General features: G+C 53.4%; 16 protein-coding genes. 8 read left to right on the top strand and 8 right to left on the bottom strand.

Annotated features, from left to right (window positions below; genetic code table 11):
• Nucleotides 1-129 precede the first annotated feature (129 nt).
• A complete protein-coding gene (gene fbp, locus DZE2538_RS17065; RefSeq protein ID WP_016940700.1) occupies nucleotides 130-1,134 on the top strand; it encodes a class 1 fructose-bisphosphatase in 1,005 nt (334 codons plus the stop codon).
• A 124-nt stretch (nucleotides 1,135-1,258) separates the two neighbouring features.
• Here the strand turns inward: fbp and ruvX are convergent, their stop codons facing one another.
• The 8 genes from ruvX to DZE2538_RS20960 all read right to left on the bottom strand — a co-directional run bounded on the left by ruvX (nucleotide 1,259) and on the right by DZE2538_RS20960 (nucleotide 7,251).
• Nucleotides 1,259-1,690: a Holliday junction resolvase RuvX gene (gene ruvX / locus DZE2538_RS17060; RefSeq protein WP_038916848.1), complete on the bottom strand. Its 432-nt coding sequence runs from the start codon at nucleotides 1,688-1,690 to the stop codon at nucleotides 1,259-1,261.
• Nucleotides 1,690-2,253, bottom strand: a complete 564-nt coding sequence (locus DZE2538_RS17055; protein WP_019843315.1) for a YqgE/AlgH family protein — start codon at nucleotides 2,251-2,253, stop codon at nucleotides 1,690-1,692. The genes ruvX and DZE2538_RS17055 overlap by 1 nt, the downstream gene beginning before the upstream one ends.
• 106 nt (nucleotides 2,254-2,359) lie before the next feature.
• Entirely contained in the window at nucleotides 2,360-3,313 is a 954-nt protein-coding gene (gene gshB / locus DZE2538_RS17050) for a glutathione synthase (protein WP_019843316.1), read from the bottom strand.
• 11 nt (nucleotides 3,314-3,324) lie between these two features.
• On the bottom strand, nucleotides 3,325-4,059 hold the full coding sequence (gene rsmE, locus DZE2538_RS17045) for a 16S rRNA (uracil(1498)-N(3))-methyltransferase (RefSeq protein ID WP_038916847.1): 735 nt from the start codon (nucleotides 4,057-4,059) through the stop codon (nucleotides 3,325-3,327).
• A gap of 128 nt (nucleotides 4,060-4,187) precedes the next feature.
• A complete protein-coding gene (endA, locus tag DZE2538_RS17040) occupies nucleotides 4,188-4,886 on the bottom strand; it encodes a deoxyribonuclease I (RefSeq protein ID WP_023640820.1) in 699 nt (232 codons plus the stop codon).
• A gap of 100 nt (nucleotides 4,887-4,986) precedes the next feature.
• Nucleotides 4,987-5,499, bottom strand: coding sequence for a SprT family zinc-dependent metalloprotease (locus DZE2538_RS17035; protein WP_023640819.1), 513 nt, complete (start codon nucleotides 5,497-5,499; stop codon nucleotides 4,987-4,989).
• 142 nt (nucleotides 5,500-5,641) lie between these two features.
• Nucleotides 5,642-6,796 carry a methionine adenosyltransferase gene (gene metK, locus DZE2538_RS17030; protein WP_038916846.1) on the bottom strand — a complete coding sequence of 385 codons (1,155 nt, stop codon included), beginning with the start codon at nucleotides 6,794-6,796 and terminating at the stop codon, nucleotides 5,642-5,644.
• A gap of 116 nt (nucleotides 6,797-6,912) precedes the next feature.
• On the bottom strand, nucleotides 6,913-7,251 hold the full coding sequence (locus tag DZE2538_RS20960; protein WP_152486148.1) for a hypothetical protein: 339 nt from the start codon (nucleotides 7,249-7,251) through the stop codon (nucleotides 6,913-6,915).
• A 327-nt stretch (nucleotides 7,252-7,578) separates the two neighbouring features.
• Here DZE2538_RS20960 and speA point away from each other — a divergent pair, with 327 nt between their 5' ends.
• The 7 genes from speA to mscS all read left to right on the top strand — a co-directional run bounded on the left by speA (nucleotide 7,579) and on the right by mscS (nucleotide 18,304).
• Nucleotides 7,579-9,555, top strand: a complete 1,977-nt coding sequence (gene speA / locus DZE2538_RS17020; RefSeq protein ID WP_016940691.1) for a biosynthetic arginine decarboxylase — start codon at nucleotides 7,579-7,581, stop codon at nucleotides 9,553-9,555.
• Between the two features lie 301 nt (nucleotides 9,556-9,856).
• On the top strand, nucleotides 9,857-11,050 hold the full coding sequence (tsgA, locus tag DZE2538_RS17015) for an MFS transporter TsgA (RefSeq protein ID WP_019843321.1): 1,194 nt from the start codon (nucleotides 9,857-9,859) through the stop codon (nucleotides 11,048-11,050).
• Between the two features lie 397 nt (nucleotides 11,051-11,447).
• On the top strand, nucleotides 11,448-13,442 hold the full coding sequence (gene tkt / locus DZE2538_RS17010; protein WP_012886253.1) for a transketolase: 1,995 nt from the start codon (nucleotides 11,448-11,450) through the stop codon (nucleotides 13,440-13,442).
• 338 nt (nucleotides 13,443-13,780) lie between these two features.
• Nucleotides 13,781-14,797, top strand: coding sequence for an erythrose-4-phosphate dehydrogenase (epd, locus tag DZE2538_RS17005; RefSeq protein WP_038916845.1), 1,017 nt, complete (start codon nucleotides 13,781-13,783; stop codon nucleotides 14,795-14,797).
• Between the two features lie 67 nt (nucleotides 14,798-14,864).
• On the top strand, nucleotides 14,865-16,028 hold the full coding sequence (pgk, locus tag DZE2538_RS17000; RefSeq protein WP_012886251.1) for a phosphoglycerate kinase: 1,164 nt from the start codon (nucleotides 14,865-14,867) through the stop codon (nucleotides 16,026-16,028).
• Nucleotides 16,029-16,217: 189 nt separating this feature from the next.
• Nucleotides 16,218-17,294, top strand: a complete 1,077-nt coding sequence (gene fbaA, locus DZE2538_RS16995; protein WP_023640816.1) for a class II fructose-bisphosphate aldolase — start codon at nucleotides 16,218-16,220, stop codon at nucleotides 17,292-17,294.
• A 128-nt stretch (nucleotides 17,295-17,422) separates the two neighbouring features.
• Entirely contained in the window at nucleotides 17,423-18,304 is an 882-nt protein-coding gene (gene mscS / locus DZE2538_RS16990) for a small-conductance mechanosensitive channel MscS (RefSeq protein ID WP_019843324.1), read from the top strand.
• The last annotated feature ends 64 nt before the right edge of the window (nucleotides 18,305-18,368 follow it).

The raw sequence follows: 18,368 nt of genomic DNA, 5'->3' as shown, positions 1-18,368 counted from the left end.
ACGCCTGGAATACGTCATAAGAAATGGATTTGCTAGGTACTCGCTTTCTCTTTGGGCTACACTGCAGACGCAAACGCTGGCGGTACAAAAATAAAACCGCTTTTCATTCGTAGATTCTGGAATAGTGTTATGAAAACGTTAGGCGAATTTATCGTCGAAAAACAGCACGATTTCTCTCACGCCACTGGTGAGCTGACGGCCCTGCTTTCTGCCATCAAACTGGGTGCGAAGATTATTCACCGTGACATTAACAAAGCCGGTCTGGTGGATATTCTGGGCACCAGCGGCGTATCCAACGTTCAGGGCGAAGTACAGATGAAACTCGATCTGTACGCCAATGAAAAGCTGAAAGCGGCGCTAAAAGCCCGTGGCGAGGTGGCAGGGATTGCTTCCGAAGAAGAAGACGAAATCGTTATCTTCGACGGTGAGCGCGCTGAAAATGCCAAATACGTGGTATTGATGGACCCGCTGGACGGCTCTTCCAATATTGACGTGAATGTCTCTGTCGGAACCATTTTCTCCATTTACCGTCGTATTACTCCGCTGGGAATGCCGGTGCGCGAGGAGGATTTCCTCCAGCCTGGTCACAAGCAGGTTGCCGCGGGTTATATCGTTTACGGGTCTTCTACCATGCTGGTGTACACCACCGGTCATGGCGTGCATGCCTTTACCTATGACCCATCGCTGGGGGTGTTCTGCCTGTCTCACGAACGCGTGCGTTTCCCGGAGAAAGGCAATATGTACTCCATCAACGAAGGGAACTACATCAAATTCCCGCAAGGCGTGAAGAAGTACATCAAGTACTGTCAGGAACAGGACGAGGCGACACAGCGCCCGTATACCACTCGTTATATCGGTTCGCTGGTGGCGGATTTCCACCGTAACCTGTTGAAGGGCGGCATCTACCTCTACCCCAGTACCGCCAGCTACCCGGAAGGGAAACTGCGCTTGCTGTACGAATGTAATCCGATGGCGTTTTTGGCCGAGCAGGCAGGTGGTAAAGCCAGTGATGGTAAAAACCGCATTCTGGATCTTGTCCCGCAGAAATTGCATCAGCGTGCGCCGTTCTTTGTCGGCAACACCTCAATGGTGGAAGACCTGGAAGGGTTCCTGCGCGATTACCCAGACGAGTAATCTACGTCAGTTGTTGTGCACGACATATTTCACTCAGGCTCGCTTTGGCGGGCCTGAATTGTTTATACCAGTAAGAAAAATCTTGATAACAAAGGTGAGGACGACGTGGCTTGCCGGGTCAGGTTTACTGCGGTTGGGTAAATTGCTGCTCGAACCAACTTTCCAGAATAATCACCGCGGAGGCCGCATCGACGCTGCCTTTATCAAGCGCCCGGAATCCACCGCGTTCGAACAGATCTGCACGTGCTTCCACGGTACTGAGCCGCTCATCATGCAACTCAACGATGACGCCGAAACGGCCATGCAGGCGCTGGGCAAATTTACGAGCCCGTGCGGTCAGCGGTTGTTCGGTACCATCCATATTCAGCGGAAGGCCGACGATGACTAATGCGGGCTGCCACTCGTTGAGCAGTTTCTCTACTTTCTGCCAGTCGGGTATGCCATCCTGCGCTTTCAGTGATGTCAACGGGCGGGCTGTCCCAGTGATTTCCTGGCCGATAGCAACGCCAATACTGCGGGTGCCGAAGTCGAAGGCCAGTAAGGTTCGGTTTCCCATCAGGCATGCCCCGCTTCGGCTGCGATATTATGAATATCCACACCCAGTTTTTTGGCAGCAGCGCGCCAGCGCTCAGCAATCGGTGTATGGAATAACAGGTGGTGGTCCGCTGGCACGGTCAGCCAGGCGTTTTCCAGCAGTTCGCTCTCCAATTGGCCCCCTTCCCAGGCCGAGTAACCCAACGCAACCAGTGTATTGCGCGGTTGCTCCGGCGTCCCCAACGTTTCCAGCACATCTTTTGACGTGGTGATCATGGTTTCGTCGGAAATACTGATGCTGGAGGCAAAACCTGGACAAGGGGTATGCAGGATAAAGCCGCGATCGTCCGCCAGCGGGCCACCGGAAAACACCGGCTTGTCGAGGCGAATGGCGGTATCACGGCGATCCGGCGTAATCTTCAGCTTTTTGAGGATGTTCTCGACGGTGAACTGTTCCATTGGTTTGTTGATGATAAGACCCATGGCGCCGTCTTCATTGTGTTCGCAGATATAAATCACCGTCCGCCTGAACACCGAGTCCTGCAGAGAGGGCATCGCAATCAGAAAATGGTGCTGTAAATTCATCGTCTTTATTATCGCTTCTCTGTCGGAGTGAATGTTTCCGGTTCGCCGCCAGGCAGCGAACCGGGTGGAGCTCTACATCACCGACCGGGATACGGTCCGTGTATCGTTAACGCTGAGCCAGCCTGCGGTCAATCGCGTCCATCAGCATGCCAGTAATAGAGACATCCGGATAGGCGGCTTCGATTTCACGCACACAGGTTGGGCTGGTGACGTTAATTTCGGTCAGGCGATCGCCAATGATATCCAGCCCGACGAAGATCAAGCCTTTCTGTTTCAGTACCGGTGCGACGGTACGGGCAATCTGCCAGTCGCTTTCGCTGAGCGGGCGGGCTTCGCCCCGGCCACCCGCAGCCAGATTCCCACGGGTTTCACCGCTTTTCGGAATGCGTGCCAGGCAGTAAGGCACCGGTTCGCCATCGACCACCAGTACGCGTTTATCGCCGTCTTTAATGGCAGGCAGGTAGTTTTGCGCCATGCAGTAACGGCTACCGTGTTCGGTCAGAGTTTCGATAATGACCGATACGTTAGCATCCTCCGGCTTCAGGCGGAAAATCGACGCGCCGCCCATGCCATCGAGTGGTTTTAAGATGACGTCGCTGTGGTGCTGATGGAACGCACGCAGCCGATCGGCATTGCGGGTAACCAGCGTATCTGGCGTTAACTGCGGGAACCAGGCGGTGAACAGTTTCTCGTTACAATCGCGCAGGCTTTGCGGTTTGTTAACGATGAGCGTCCCTTTCTCTTCCGCCCGCTCCAGAATATAGGTGGCGTAGATGAATTCAGTGTCAAATGGCGGGTCTTTGCGCATCAACACCACATCTAATTCATGCAGAGCGATGTCCTGCGTCGCACCGAAGTCATACCAATGGTTGTAATCGTATTGAACGCTCAGCGTGCGGGTGGTGGCCCGGGCTTCACCTGCGTGCAGGTAGAGGTCGCCCATTTCCATATAGTGCAGTTCCCAGCCACGACGCTGGGCTTCCTGCAACATCGCAAAGCTGGTGTCTTTCTTGATATTGATGGACGAAATCGGGTCCATCACGATACCGAGTTTTCTCATTATTCTCTCCTTTACCCCAAATCGCCGAATCGCACCTGAAGCGCGGTGATTGCGGTGAGCGCGGTGGTTTCTGTACGCAGAACGCGAGGCCCCAGCAGGATATCAGTAAATCCCTGGGTTGCGGTCATGGCGATTTCGTCTGCTGATAATCCGCCTTCCGGGCCAATCAACAACCGGATGCGTGATAGCGGCAACGGCAATGTATTGATGTGTTGCGACGCCCGCGGATGCAGGTTCAGTTTTAACCCATTGTCCGATTCCGCGCACCAGCTTTCCAACGTCTGGACTGGACGAATATCCGGTATCCGGTTTCTGCCGCACTGTTCGCAGGCCGCAATGGCGATTTTTTGCCACTGCGCGATTTTCTTCTCCAGCCGTTCACCATCCAGTTTGACGCCGCAACGTTCGGATAGCAGCGGAGTGATGATATTAACACCCAGCTCGATGGATTTTTGGATAGTGAATTCCATTTTTTCGCCACGTGACATCACCTGGCCCAAATGCAGGTGCAAGGGCGACTCCCGGTCTTCCGTTTGACCGGCGGCATAACGGACCCGCACGTTTTTTTTCCCGGCCTGCACAATCTCGGCCTCGAAAACCTGATTACTGCCGTCAAACAGTTGCAGCGCCTGCCCGGCGCTCATGCGAAGTACTCGGCCTACATGGTTGGCGGCGTCTTCGCTCAGATCGGTTTCTCCCCCTTGTGGGGCAAGCGTATCGGGATGAAAAATGCGCGGTATTCGCATGAATAATCTGGCCTTAGGTGGTAGTTAATCGAAGGGGCAAAGCCTGACAGACCCCGGCCACCGTTATAGCAACGGTGGCGACGGCGGCGCTTATTATAAGAGACAAGCCGTTATAGTAGGGAGCAGTATCAGGGCTGGCAAGCCTCTTGCACATAGGGGTTATGGTTGCCTTGTATCGCTGCGATACGTTTTTCACGGGTACATTCCCATGCGGTGACCGGGTATTGTTTGCTCCAGACATCAAACAGTTGGGTCTGCTGGCGGGACAGGTTCAGATGGTAGCGATCACGCATATAGAAGTAGGTGCGGGCGATAGCACCGCGTGCTCGTTCGGGCGGTTCTGCCAGTTGGTTTTTAAAATCAATCTTCATCTCGCACTGGCCATATTGACGCTCACCACCATTCCACTGGCTGTACATGAAGTTGCCGCGATCGCCGTTCACTTCACCAATTGACGGTTGCAGGTTGTGCAGATCGGTTTCCATCTGGCGGTAAACATCGTCTTTGGTACAGTTCTTGCGTCCACCGTCTTGCCAGCACTGGCGCTGATTCCCAAATTGCCATGCAGGCACGACGTGTTCCCACTCAATACGATGAGCGCGGTTGGCGTCTTTGCGAACCTGATAGCCGCAGGAGGCCAGGTCCGGCGTCCCTTTTTTACCCTGCCAGTTAATGGTACAGCCGCAGTAGAAGGTACCGGGGGCATCCTGATGGATTTTCACGGCGGCGGCTTTGGCTTGCGTGAAATTATTGATGTTCTGACCGGCTACGGCCAGCGTTGTCAGGCCTGCGCCCAACACCGCGAAAATGACAATATTGCGAAGCATATTCCAACGTCACCTGCAGGGGTAAAAACGGGCAGCGTACCTGAGGAAGACCGTACAGGCAAACTCAAAAAATACAGTATTAAATGCCAGCTATTTTTGTTTAAGCAGGTTTTGTTACAAGAGCGCGTAACCGTTCGCCGCAAGAGCGACACCGGTATTCTGATTCGCCCTTGAGTACCCGGTTATGCCGACGCACAGTGAGTTCATGGTGGCGACAGGCGCATTCATAAGGGAAGGTTTTCCCCTGGACTGATGCTGTCGCAAACTGATGGGTACGACGGGCGGGGACGTTCAACACGCTTTCCATCATCCAGCGCCATTGCTGACCGTGTGGCGCGGTTTTACCAAAACGGGCATAGACCAGCAGGTGCGCCAGTTCGTGCGGCACGACTTCGTCAATAAACGGCTGCTGGTTTTCCAGTAATAACACAGGGTTGAGGCGGATTTCCCACTCTTTGAGCCAGGCGCTGCCCGCTGTGGAACCGCGTTGCTGGTAGTTGATGACCGGTTCAGGATAATCGCTGCCTAATACGGTATTGGCCTGCTGAAGTTTTTCTCGCAGACAGCGCATGACCGCTTGTTGCAGGGCGATAGGAAGACGTGGTGTGTTCATACTGGCAGCTTACGGGCTGGGCGAACCGGATGCAATCATGGCTGCAGACACAATCATGACTTCAGACATAATCATGCCCACAGGCTTCGGCAATAAAAAACGGCGAAGCAGAGCTTCGCCGTTGGCATGTCAGAAAATCGGATTATTTCAGGCCTGCGGCATCGCGCAGTTTTTCTGCCACGTCGGTTTTTTCCCACGGGAATTCTTCACGACCGAAGTGACCGTAAGCTGCGGTCTTCTGGTAGATCGGATGCAGCAAGTCCAGCATCTGAATCAAACCGTAAGGGCGCAGGTCGAAGAACTGACGAACCAGATCAACCAGGCGATCGCTGGAGACTTTCTCCGTACCGAAGGTTTCCACCATGATAGAGGTCGGTTCTGCAACGCCGATAGCGTATGACACCTGGATCTCACAACGATCTGCCAGACCGGCGGCTACGATGTTTTTCGCGACATAACGGGCGGCGTAGGCAGCGGAGCGGTCCACTTTGGACGGATCCTTACCGGAGAATGCACCACCACCGTGGCGTGCGGCACCGCCGTAAGTATCAACGATGATTTTACGACCAGTCAGACCGCAGTCACCCATTGGGCCACCGATAACAAAACGGCCAGTCGGGTTGATGAAGTATTTGGTATTGGCAGAGAGCCATTCAGACGGCAGAACCGGCTTGATGATCTCTTCCATCACCGCTTCCTGCAGGTCTTTCTGCCCGATGGATTCTGAATGCTGGGTAGACAATACAACCGCGTCGATACCAACGATTTTGCCGTTGTCGTAAGCAAAGGTCACCTGGCTCTTGGCATCGGGACGCAGCCACGGCAGGGTGCCGTTTTTGCGCACTTCAGACTGACGCTGTACCAGACGGTGTGCATAGGTGATCGGTGCTGGCATCAGCACGTCGGTTTCGTTGGTGGCGTAGCCGAACATCAGGCCCTGGTCACCCGCGCCTTGCTCCAGCGGGTCTTTACGGTCAACGCCCTGGTTGATGTCCGGAGACTGCTTGCCGATGGCGCTCAGTACCGCGCAAGAGTTGGCGTCAAAGCCCATTTCTGAGTTGACGTAGCCAATGTCGCGGACGGTACGACGTGTGATTTCTTCGATATCCACCCAGGCGCTGGTAGTGATTTCACCACCAACTAACACCATACCGGTTTTTACGTAAGTTTCGCAGGCGACTCGCGCTTTGGGGTCCTGCTCCAGAATCGCGTCAAGGACGGCGTCGGAAATCTGGTCAGCAATTTTATCAGGATGTCCTTCGGAGACCGACTCGGACGTAAAAAGGTGTTTAGCCATGAGTTTCTTTACCTTATAAGCTAAAGCCGTTAATCAATAATTCAGTTAATCAGTATAGATGGATTAACATCTGGATGGCTATTCTAGGCCACACGATAGCCCCATGCCAGCAGTTTTTATGCCGCGGGGATGGACTGACAATGTTCATCGGCAGTTTTTGCCAACATGATAGGTTTTTTTACCATTTTCATTTTGCTTTTCCGGGGATGGATAGGTATAAACGGCGGGCGGTTTTGTTGTCCGTCATTCGGGGGCCTCAAAATGTGGCGCGACGCTTGTCCTGAGAGACCGGCGAGTGCTGCGACAAGACGCTTGCCGATACTGTTTGACCGTTTTCCTGATGGTTGTCGTGATAGCCTGACCGCATCATCTGCGGCGAGCGTGGAGGTGATAGGATTAATGATCCGTTGTTTATTGAGTGAGTTGCGCCTGCCGCGCTTTTCTTCTGACGCCACTGCGTCACTGACTCAATCCTTTCCGCCATTTGCCCGAAGTTGCCTGTCCCGCAGCGCAACGCAGGACTCCCGAGCTGGCTAACCTGCTTTTTTCTCCGCGCCAGTGAATGCATGTGCGTTCTTCCTGGCGGTGTTTTCCCTGGTTTTCACCGACCCGAATCTCGGAGTCTGACATCGTGTTTTACACTAATAAGAGTCATAAAACGACGGCATACTACTGCCCGTCGGTTTTTTCACTGCCAGCGATGCACGCTTTTGCTATGTCGCCGGTATTTGTTGCGGGAAAAAATGTGATTATTCATCTAAAAGTGGAAGAAGGGGATCGCCATGTCTGACGATATGATTCAACCGTACTCGTCAGCGGCGGGTAAACACGATCATCTGCGCTCCATGCAGGAGGTAGCCATGAATGACCGCGACGCCAGCGAGATGCTGAGAACGTATAATATTGCCTGGTGGGGCAATAATTATTATGACGTCAACGAGCTGGGTCACATCAGCGTGTGCCCGGATCCGGACGTGCCAGAGGCGCGTGTCGACCTGGCCAAACTGGTAAAAACCCGCCAGCAGGATAATCAGCGTCTGCCTGCGCTGTTCTGCTTCCCGCAGATTTTGCAACACCGCCTGCGTTCTATTAATGCCGCGTTCAAACGCGCGCGTGAGTCTTTCGGTTATGAAGGCGGCTATTTTCTGGTTTATCCCATCAAAGTTAACCAGCATCGCCGCGTCATTGAATCCCTGATCAATTCCGGTGAGCCGTTGGGGTTGGAAGCGGGCTCCAAAGCGGAATTGATGGCGGTATTGGGCCATGCGGGTATGACCCGTACCGTTATCGTCTGTAACGGTTATAAAGACCGTGAGTATATCCGGCTGGCCTTGATCGGCGAAAAACTGGGTCACAAGGTCTATCTGGTCATTGAAAAGATGTCGGAAATCAAGCTGGTGCTGGAAGAGGCCGAGCGTCTGAACGTGGTACCGCGTTTGGGCGTGCGTGCGCGTCTGGCATCGCAGGGCTCCGGCAAATGGCAGTCGAGCGGTGGTGAAAAGTCCAAGTTCGGCCTGGCCGCGACACAGGTACTGCAACTGGTGGAACTGCTGCGCAACGCCAACCGTCTCGATAGCCTGCAACTGCTGCACTTCCACCTGGGTTCACAACTGGCGAACATTCGTGATATCGCCACTGGCGTGCGTGAATCGGCGCGCTTTTACGTTGAACTGCATAAACTGGGCGTCAATATTCAGTGTTTTGACGTCGGTGGTGGATTGGGCGTCGATTACGAAGGCACCCGTTCGCAGTCCGACTGTTCGGTCAATTACGGCTTGAACGAATACGCCAACAACGTTATTTGGGGAATTGGCGACGCCTGTAATGAATATGGCTTGCCGCATCCGATGGTGATAACCGAGTCCGGGCGTGCGGTGACCGCGCATCACACCGTGTTGGTATCCAATATCATCGGGGTAGAGCGTAACGAATTTAGCGAGCCGACGGCACCGGATGAAGACGCGCCGCGTGCGCTGGAAAGTTTGTGGAGCACCTGGCAGGAAATTCAGGAGCCGGGCAACCGCCGTTCGCTGCGTGAATGGCTGCACGACAGCCAGATGGACCTGAATGATGTCCACACCCAGTACACCCACGGTATGCTGGATTTGACCCAGCGTGCACAGGCGGAACAGCTCTATCTGAATATCTGCCAGCGCCTTCAGCAGCAGCTTGACCCGAGTAACCGCGCGCACCGGCCGATTATTGACGAACTGCAGGAACGTATGGCGGATAAGCTGTATGTCAACTTCTCGCTGTTCCAGTCGATGCCAGATGCCTGGGGGATCGATCAGTTATTCCCGGTGTTACCGCTCGAAGGGCTGGACAAGCCGCCGCAGCGTCGCGCGGTACTGCTTGATATCACCTGCGATTCTGACGGTACTATCGATCACTATGTGGATGGCGATGGCGTTGCCACAACGATGCCGATGCCGCCTTATGACCCAGAAAACCCACCGTTGCTGGGATTTTTCATGGTGGGGGCGTATCAGGAAATCCTCGGCAATATGCACAACCTGTTTGGTGATACGTCGACTGTGGATGTGTTTGTATTCCAGGATGGGACGGTTGAGCTGGAAGAGTCGGATGAAGGCAACACCGTGGCCGATATGCTGGAATATGTGCAGCTTGACCCGGATGTGCTGATGTCTCGCTTCCGCGATCAGGTAAAGGGAGCCAATCTGGCGCCGGAATTGCAGGCACAGTTCCTTGATGAGTTTGAAACCGGGTTATACGGTTATACTTATCTGGAAGACGAGTAATCTCTCGCCAGAAAAGGTTGAGTGCCAATAAGCACTCAACCTTTTTCTTTTTCGGGCGTGGCAGCCATACTGAGTGCGGTGTGGTATGTCTGTGTTTATTACACCGTACGTCAGTTTTTTATTAAATCGCACGTCTGGTTGTGTGTAGTACGGCGTGTAGTAAGGCGAATGACGCTTTCCGGTTAGCATGCCGTTTTGTGTGTGCGGCCTGGCAACACTTTGATGACAACGTTGTGGCGCAACGTCGATACCCGAATCGGGTATCGCCTGCGCTTTTCCTATTTGATGACAGGAAGGATATATGTCTGATCTCAATCGTCAGCGGTTATTTTTTACCAGCTGCTTTTCTTATGCGCTGACCGGTGCGCTGGTTATCGTCACGGGCATGGTCATGGGCGATATCGCCCAGTACTTCAATGTCCCGATAGCCAATATGAGTAATACCTTTACGTTTCTGAATGCCGGTATTTTGCTGTCCATTTTCCTGAATGTCTGGCTGATGGATATTTTCCCGCTGAAGAAACAGCTGGTCTTCGGTTTTATACTGATTGTCCTGTCGGTCATCGGGTTGTTCGTGGGTAAATCGCTGGCGGTGTTTTCTGCCTGTATGTTTACGCTGGGTGTGGTCAGCGGCATCACCATGTCGATCGGCACCTTTCTGATTACCCAGCTCTACTCCGGGCGTCAGCGTGGTGCCCGCTTGCTATTTACCGATTCCTTTTTCAGTATGGCCGGTATGATTTTCCCGATTGTGGCGGCGGCGTTGTTATCCCGTCATTTCGGCTGGTACTGGATTTATGCCTGTATCGGGCTGTTGTACGTGGCGATTCTGGTTCTGACGCTGTTGTCTGATTTTCCTGCTATCGGTACGGAAAAAGCCAACACCCAGAGCGCGCCTGTTGAGGCGGAAAAATGGGGCATGGGCGTGGTATTCCTGTCTATCGCGGCGCTGTGCTATATCCTGGGGCAACTGGCGTTTATTCAGTGGGTGCCGGAATACGTGACCAAATCCTTTGGTATGAGCATTGGTGATGCCGGGGAACTGGTCAGTAGCTTCTGGACGTCGTACATGATTGGTATGTGGGTGTTCAGCGTTGTGCTTAAGTTCTTTGACTTGCAGCGCGTAGTGACTGTGCTGGCTGTGCTGGCTACCGGTGCGATGTACCTGTTTGTCAGCAGCGATCAGCCTCATCTGCTGAAATACTTCATTTTTGGCCTGGGCTTCATTTCCAGCGCTATCTATACCACGCTGATTACTCTGGGCTCCCAGCAGACCAAGGTGCCGTCGCCGAAACTGGTCAACTTCATTCTGACCTGCGGAACGGTGGGAACCATGCTGACCTTTATCGTCACTGGGCCGATCGTGCAGCACTTTGGCGTACATGCTGCGCTGGTGACCGCGAACGCGCTCTATTTTGTGGTATTCGTCATGTGCTTCCTGTTAGGGATGGTGACCCGTCACCGTTTGCATGGGCATGAGGCTGCCGCGCATTAATCAGTACTGACTTACCGTCGTGGATATTTTTCGCTAATGAGCCACGTTACAAAGGCATCCTGACCGGATGCCTTTTTTATCGGTGCCTCTTCAAAGAAGGCCGTGCAGATGGCATCTCGGTGGTGTTATGGTGGCGAAAACGGGCGGGCGTAAACAGGTAAAGCTGCTACATCGTGTGAGCTAAGGCAGATAAAACCGCCCCGATGAAAAGGAAAGCCTGCTATACGGTCTGCATGTCAGCAGATTCGTGCGTCTTTTCCGCTTGCTGTTCCATGTGCAATCGGCTGGGTTTTCATGTACATTTGTGAATATCTTTTCTTTGCCTTTTTGAGCTAACACATTGATTCATATGTTTTATGTTCGACAGGCAACTGTTCAATCCGATCTGGAGTAAAGCATGTCCTCTCGTAAAGAACTTGCCAATGCTATCCGTGCGTTGAGTATGGATGGCGTGCAGAAGGCCAAATCAGGTCATCCCGGCGCACCAATGGGTATGGCTGATATCGCTGAAGTCCTGTGGCGTGACCATCTGAACCATAACCCGGCCAACCCGCACTGGGCTAACCGCGATCGCTTCGTGCTGTCCAACGGTCATGCCTCCATGCTGATCTACAGCCTGTTGCATCTGACGGGTTATGATTTGCCGATTGAAGAACTGAAAAACTTCCGCCAGTTGCATTCCAGAACGCCGGGTCACCCGGAAGTGGGTTATACACCGGGCGTGGAAACCACCACTGGGCCGTTGGGGCAGGGTATCGCTAACGCAGTCGGTATGGCGATTGCCGAACGTACGCTGGCTGCACAGTTCAACCGTCCGGGCCATGACATCGTTGACCATCACACCTATGTCTTCCTGGGTGATGGTTGCATGATGGAAGGGATCTCACATGAGGTCTGTTCATTGGCGGGTACCCTGAAGCTGGGTAAACTGGTTGCGTTCTACGATGACAACGGTATTTCCATCGACGGCCATATCGAAGGCTGGTTCACGGATGATACCGCTGCTCGCTTTGAATCCTATGGCTGGCATGTGGTTCGTGGTATTGACGGTCATGATGCTGATGCCATCCAGCGTGCTATCAAAGAAGCGCAGAGCGTCACCGACAAACCGTCGCTGCTGCTGTGCAAAACCGTGATTGGTTTCGGTTCTCCGAACAAAGCCGGTACCCATGATTCCCACGGCGCACCGTTGGGTGATGCTGAAGTCGCTGCGACCCGTGAGCAACTGGGCTGGAAATACGGTCCGTTTGAAATCCCGGCTGATATCTATGCCGCCTGGGATGCTCGCAAAGCCGGTGAGAGCAAAGAGGCTGCCTGGCAGCAGGCGTTCAATGCCTATGCCAGCGCTTATCCGGAACTGGCTGCTGAATTCACTCGTCGCGTGAACGGCGAACTGCCGGCTAACTGGCAGGCCGAGTCGACTAAAGTTGTCGAACAACTGCAGGCTAACCCGGCCAAGATCGCCAGCCGTAAAGCTTCGCAGAATGCGCTGGAAGCCTATGGCAAGCTGCTGCCAGAATTCCTGGGTGGTTCTGCCGACCTGGCACCGAGCAACCTGACGATTTGGTCTGGTTCTAAAGCGCTGAATGAAGACCCGGCAGGTAACTACATCCACTACGGGGTACGTGAATTTGGCATGACTGCCATTGCCAACGGTATTTCGCTGCACGGCGGTTTTGTACCGTACACCGCAACGTTCCTGATGTTTGTGGAATACGCCCGTAATGCGGTGCGTATGGCAGCACTGATGAAAGTGCGCAGCATCTATGTCTACACCCATGACTCCATCGGTCTGGGCGAAGATGGCCCGACCCATCAGCCGGTAGAGCAACTGGCCAGCCTGCGTGTGACGCCAAACATGAGTACCTGGCGCCCGGCGGATCAGGTTGAAACCGCGGTAGCCTGGAAATACGCCATTGAGCGTAAAGACGGCCCGACAGCGTTGATTCTGTCTCGTCAGAATCTGGCGCAGCAGGAACGCACTGCTCAGCAGTTGGCTGATGTCGCTAAAGGGGCTTACGTGCTGAAAGACAGCGGCGGCCAGCCGCAGCTGATTCTTATCGCTACCGGTTCTGAAGTCGAACTGGCGGTTGCTGCCTGGCAGAAACTGAGCGAAGAAGGCGTTAAAGCGCGCGTGGTATCCATGCCGTCTACCGATGCATTCGACAAACAGGATGCTGCCTATCGTGAAGCGGTGCTGCCGTCAGCTGTGAGCGCCCGTGTGGCGATCGAAGCCGGTATCGCTGACTACTGGTACAAGTATGTTGGCCTCAATGGCGCGATTGTCGGTATGGAAAGCTTTGGTGAATCCGCACCAGCAGAAAAACTGTTCGACGTCTTTGGCTTCACTACCGATAACGTGGTGGCGAAGGCGAAAGCGCTGCTGAAATAACGCTGTTCTGCAGTTAGCAGTTCTTGTAAGGCCGGGATGGTTTCCCGGCCTTTTTTGATCCTGCTAGTCTGGGGTTAACACTTGGGTTGAACAAACTGTGCGGTAATTATTTGACGCCGATCACTCTTCTGGTATCCGCCCTGCCGCCATATTTCTTTTGCCAGGCAATTCGTTTATGCTAGCTGAAGCGTTTCAGTTTTTGGTGTGACAGCGTTTGGCAACAAGGTTATACAGCGGTTTTACGTGGTGATACGTCCTGTGCAACAAGCGGTTTATTCCTGGTGGCGTACTGATTATCCTATAACGCGCAATGCTTTTATCACTACACAGGGAATTTCATGACAATCCGTATTGCGATAAATGGCTTTGGTCGTATAGGTCGCAGCGTTCTGCGTGCGTTGTATGAATCCGGTCGGCGAGCCGAAATCACGGTGGTGGCGATTAATGAGCTGGCCAATGCCGAAGGGATTGCCCATCTGCTCAAGTACGATAGCAGTCATGGCCGTTTTTCGTGGGATGTCCGTCAGGAGTGCGATCGCTTATTGGTAGGGGATGACACTATTCGCCTGTTGCATGAGCCGGATCTTCGTTCTCTGCCGTGGGGCGAGTTGGGTGTTGATATCGTGCTGGATTGCAGCGGTGTGTACGGTAGCCGTGCCGATGGTGAAGCCCATCTGGCGGCAGGTGCGAAAAAAGTGCTGTTCTCCCACCCCGGTGCGCCAGATCTTGATGCCACCATTGTGTATGGCGTTAATCATCAGGATCTACACTCGGCTCACCGTCTGGTATCCAATGCCTCCTGCACCACCAACTGTATTATTCCGATTATTAAACTGCTGGACGATGCGTATGGCATCGAGAGCGGTACCGTGACGACGATCCATGCGTCGATGAACGACCAACCGGTGATCGATGCGTATCACCATGACCTGCGGCGTACCCGTGCTGCCAGTCAATCGATCATCCCGGTGGACACCAAACTGGCGGTGGGGATTACCCGTTTCTTTCCGAAATTCGAAGACCGTTTTGAGGCGATTTCGGTGCGGGTGCCAACTATCAATGTCACGGCCATTGATCTCAGCGTCAGCGTGAAAAACGCGGTAAACGTAAGTGAAATCAATACGCTGTTTCGCCAGTCAGCGCAGAATACATTTCGTGGTATAGTTGATTATACCGATTTGCCGTTGGTCTCAGTGGACTTCAACCACGACCCGCACAGCGCGATAGTGGATGGGACGCAAACCCGGGTCAGCGGAGGGCATCTGATCAAGACGCTGGTCTGGTGCGATAACGAATGGGGCTTTGCCAATCGGATGTTGGATACAACATGGGCGATGGCGGCCTGCGGTTTCTGATAGGCGGTGCCGGGAAACCGACACCTCACTCAAGCAACTTTAAAGAGAATCAACAAGAGGATTCACCATGGCTGTAATTAAGATGACCGACCTGGATTTGGCTGGCAAACGCGTGCTGATCCGTGCGGATCTGAACGTGCCGGTTAAAGATGGCAAAGTGACGTCTGACGCCCGCATCCGCGCATCCCTGCCGACCATTGAAATCGCCCTGAAGCAGGGTGCCCGCGTGATGGTGACATCCCATCTGGGCCGCCCGACCGAAGGCGAGTACAACGAAGAATTCTCCCTGCTGCCGGTAGTAAACTACCTGAAAGACCATCTGTCTGCACCGGTGCGTCTGGCGAAAGATTACCTGGACGGCGTTGATGTGGCCGAAGGTGAACTGGTCGTACTGGAAAACGTCCGCTTCAACAAGGGCGAGAAGAAAGACGACGAAGTGCTGTCCAAAAAATACGCCGCGCTGTGCGACGTGTTTGTGATGGATGCGTTCGGTACCGCACACCGCGCGCAGGCGTCAACTCACGGTGTTGGCAAATTCTCACCGATCGCCTGTGCTGGCCCGCTGCTGTCCAATGAACTGGAAGCGTTGGGTAAAGCACTGGGTAACCCGGCTCGCCCGATGGTGGCCATCGTCGGTGGTTCCAAAGTGTCTACCAAACTGACGGTGCTGGATTCACTGTCTAAAATTGCTGACCAACTGATCGTTGGTGGCGGTATCGCCAATACCTTCGTTGCTGCCCAAGGCCATAACGTCGGTAAATCACTGTACGAAGCGGAACTGATTCCAGAAGCGAAAAAACTGCTGGAAACCTGTGATATTCCGGTACCGAGCGATGTCCGTGTTGCAACAGAATTCTCCGAAACTGCCAGCGCGACATTGAAATCCGTGGCCGCCATTAAAGATGATGAACAGATTCTGGACCTGGGTGACGTTTCTGCCGAACGTCTGGCTGATATCCTGAAAAACGCCAAGACGATTCTGTGGAACGGCCCGGTTGGTGTATTTGAGTTCCCGAACTTCCGTAAAGGGACGGAGATTGTGGCGAATGCTATCGCCAACAGCGATGCTTTCTCCATCGCAGGCGGCGGTGATACGCTGGCGGCAATCGATCTGTTCGGCATTGCCGACAAGATCTCCTATATTTCTACCGGCGGCGGCGCTTTCCTGGAGTTTGTGGAAGGCAAAAAACTGCCGGCAGTGGTGATGCTGGAAGAACGCGCTCGTCAGTAAGCGTTTTTCGTCAGTCATTTGAGGTGGGAGAATATCTCGCCTCCTGGTAACCCGGTGAAAGCCGGGCTACCGGTAGCAATACCAGCAGCAACAAATGGTAGTCATGTCGGCAGTCACGGTATTGCCGACGATAATGCAGTAACAGACAAATCTCTAACCCTCCACGGCCAACGAAACAGGACACGTGACATGTCTAAAATCTTTGATTTCGTAAAACCTGGTGTCATCACTGGTGATGACGTTCAGAAAGTATTCGCCATTGCCAAAGAAAATAACTTTGCACTGCCGGCGGTTAACTGTGTCGGTACCGACTCCATTAACGCCGTTCTTGAAGCCGCAGCCAAAGTGCGCGCGCCGGTAATCGTTCAGTTCTCCAACGGCGGTGCTGCATTTACTGCCGGTAAAGGCCTGAAAGCTGAAGGTCAGCAGGCGGCAATTCTGGGTGCGATTTCTGGCGCTCATCATGTACACCAGATGGCAGAACACTATGGTATTCCGGTGATTTTGCACACCGACCATTGCGCGAAGAAACTGCTGCCATGGCTTGACGGTCTGCTTGATGCAGGTGAGAAACACTACGCCGCTACCGGTAAACCGCTGTTCTCTTCCCACATGATCGACCTGTCGGAAGAATCGCTGGAAGAAAACATCGAGATTTGCAGCAAGTATCTGGCGCGTATGGCCAAACTGGACATGACGCTTGAAATCGAACTGGGCTGCACCGGTGGTGAAGAAGACGGCGTGGACAATAGCCATCTGGACAACTCTGCGCTGTATACCCAGCCGGAAGATGTGGCATATGCCTACGAAAAACTGAACGCCATCAGCCCTCGTTTCACCATCGCGGCCTCTTTCGGTAACGTACACGGCGTGTACAAGCCGGGTAACGTGCAACTGACGCCGAAAATCCTGCGTAATTCTCAGGAATATGTCTCCAAGAAATTCAACCTGCCGCACAACAGCCTGGACTTCGTGTTCCACGGCGGTTCCGGTTCTTCCGCAGCAGAAATCGCCGAAGCAGTCAGCTACGGTGTGGTGAAGATGAATATCGATACCGACACCCAGTGGGCGACCTGGGAAGGCATCCTGAATTACTACAAGAAAAACGAAGGCTATCTGCAGGGTCAACTGGGTAACCCGGAAGGCGACGACAAGCCGAACAAGAAATACTATGACCCGCGTGCTTGGCTGCGTGCCGGTCAGGTGACCATGGTGGCGCGTCTGGAACAAGCGTTTAAAGAACTGAACGCGGTTGACGTGCTGTAATTATCAAACCGGTTGTGATGATTGAACCGGTTGTAATTATCGACGTAATAATTTGACTAAGGCTCCTACGGGAGCCTTAATTTTATCTGCATACCGATAATGCAAATGATGCTAACAGGAGCGAACAAATGGAAGAACTCAACGTAGCTGAAAGCATGGGACGCTTGCAGAGCTGGCTGGTGAATAATCAACATATTCTGTTGCAGTATGCCGTGAATGTCGTCGCCTCCCTGGTGATTTTGTCTGTTGGGATGCTGATTGCCCGTATGATGGCGAACACGCTAAACCGGCTGATGGTCACTCGTGGTATTGACGTCACGGTGGCTGACTTTTTGTCTGCACTGGTGCGCTACGGCATTATTGCTTTCACACTGATAGCGGCGCTAAGTCGGGTGGGTGTACAAACCACATCGGTGATTGCGGTATTGGGTGCCGCCGGTCTGGCGGTTGGTTTGGCTTTACAAGGTTCGCTGTCGAACTTTGCTGCTGGGGTACTGCTGGTGATGTTCCGGCCTTTTCGCACCGGTGAGTCGGTGGATTTGGGGGGTATTGCGGGCACGGTGACTCAGGTGCAAATTTTTTCCACCACGCTGCTGACGGCCGACGGCAAAGTCATCGTGGTGCCCAATGGCAAAATTATTGCAGGGAATATTATCAACAGTTCGCGTGAGCCGAATCGTCGTACTGAAATTATTGTCGGCGTGGCCTATGACGCGGATATCGATGTGGTGAAAAATGTGCTGGGCGCTATCGTCGCGGCGGATAACCGTATCCTGCATGATAACGGCGTCACTATTCGGCTCAATGAGATGGGGCCGTCTTCGCTTAATTTTGTGGTACGGGTGTGGACCAGTAATGGCGATGCGGCAGCTGTGTATTGGGACCTGTTGGAGAACTTCAAACGGGCATTGGATGAGCACCGTATCGGCATTCCGTATCCACAGATGGATGTGCATTTGCACCATACGTCTTCAGCGCAGACGGGGTCTCAGGGCGCTCCGACACTGTAGTTTTTTATGTAGATTCATGCCTGCGGCTGTTGTCTGTAGCGGAGTGTGAGCTATTTCCTCTATT

The organism is Dickeya zeae NCPPB 2538, assembly GCF_000406165.1.
Classification (GTDB): Bacteria; Pseudomonadota; Gammaproteobacteria; order Enterobacterales; family Enterobacteriaceae; genus Dickeya; species Dickeya zeae.
Note: the sequence above shows the minus strand (reverse complement) of the source record. Positions and strands in the feature narration are given on the sequence as shown.

Excerpts from the sequence above, each read along its gene's own strand:
- fbp (WP_016940700.1), top strand. The coding sequence starts at position 130 with ATGAAAACGTTAGGCGAATTTATCGTCGAAAAACAGCACGATTTCTCT.
- ruvX (WP_038916848.1), bottom strand. The coding sequence starts at position 1,690 with ATGGGAAACCGAACCTTACTGGCCTTCGACTTCGGCACCCGCAGTATT.
- DZE2538_RS17055 (WP_019843315.1), bottom strand. The coding sequence starts at position 2,253 with ATGAATTTACAGCACCATTTTCTGATTGCGATGCCCTCTCTGCAGGAC.
- gshB (WP_019843316.1), bottom strand. The coding sequence starts at position 3,313 with ATGAGAAAACTCGGTATCGTGATGGACCCGATTTCGTCCATCAATATC.
- rsmE (WP_038916847.1), bottom strand. The coding sequence starts at position 4,059 with ATGCGAATACCGCGCATTTTTCATCCCGATACGCTTGCCCCACAAGGG.
- endA (WP_023640820.1), bottom strand. The coding sequence starts at position 4,886 with ATGCTTCGCAATATTGTCATTTTCGCGGTGTTGGGCGCAGGCCTGACA.
- DZE2538_RS17035 (WP_023640819.1), bottom strand. The coding sequence starts at position 5,499 with ATGAACACACCACGTCTTCCTATCGCCCTGCAACAAGCGGTCATGCGC.
- metK (WP_038916846.1), bottom strand. The coding sequence starts at position 6,796 with ATGGCTAAACACCTTTTTACGTCCGAGTCGGTCTCCGAAGGACATCCT.
- speA (WP_016940691.1), top strand. The coding sequence starts at position 7,579 with ATGTCTGACGATATGATTCAACCGTACTCGTCAGCGGCGGGTAAACAC.
- tsgA (WP_019843321.1), top strand. The coding sequence starts at position 9,857 with ATGTCTGATCTCAATCGTCAGCGGTTATTTTTTACCAGCTGCTTTTCT.
- tkt (WP_012886253.1), top strand. The coding sequence starts at position 11,448 with ATGTCCTCTCGTAAAGAACTTGCCAATGCTATCCGTGCGTTGAGTATG.
- epd (WP_038916845.1), top strand. The coding sequence starts at position 13,781 with ATGACAATCCGTATTGCGATAAATGGCTTTGGTCGTATAGGTCGCAGC.
- pgk (WP_012886251.1), top strand. The coding sequence starts at position 14,865 with ATGGCTGTAATTAAGATGACCGACCTGGATTTGGCTGGCAAACGCGTG.
- fbaA (WP_023640816.1), top strand. The coding sequence starts at position 16,218 with ATGTCTAAAATCTTTGATTTCGTAAAACCTGGTGTCATCACTGGTGAT.
- mscS (WP_019843324.1), top strand. The coding sequence starts at position 17,423 with ATGGAAGAACTCAACGTAGCTGAAAGCATGGGACGCTTGCAGAGCTGG.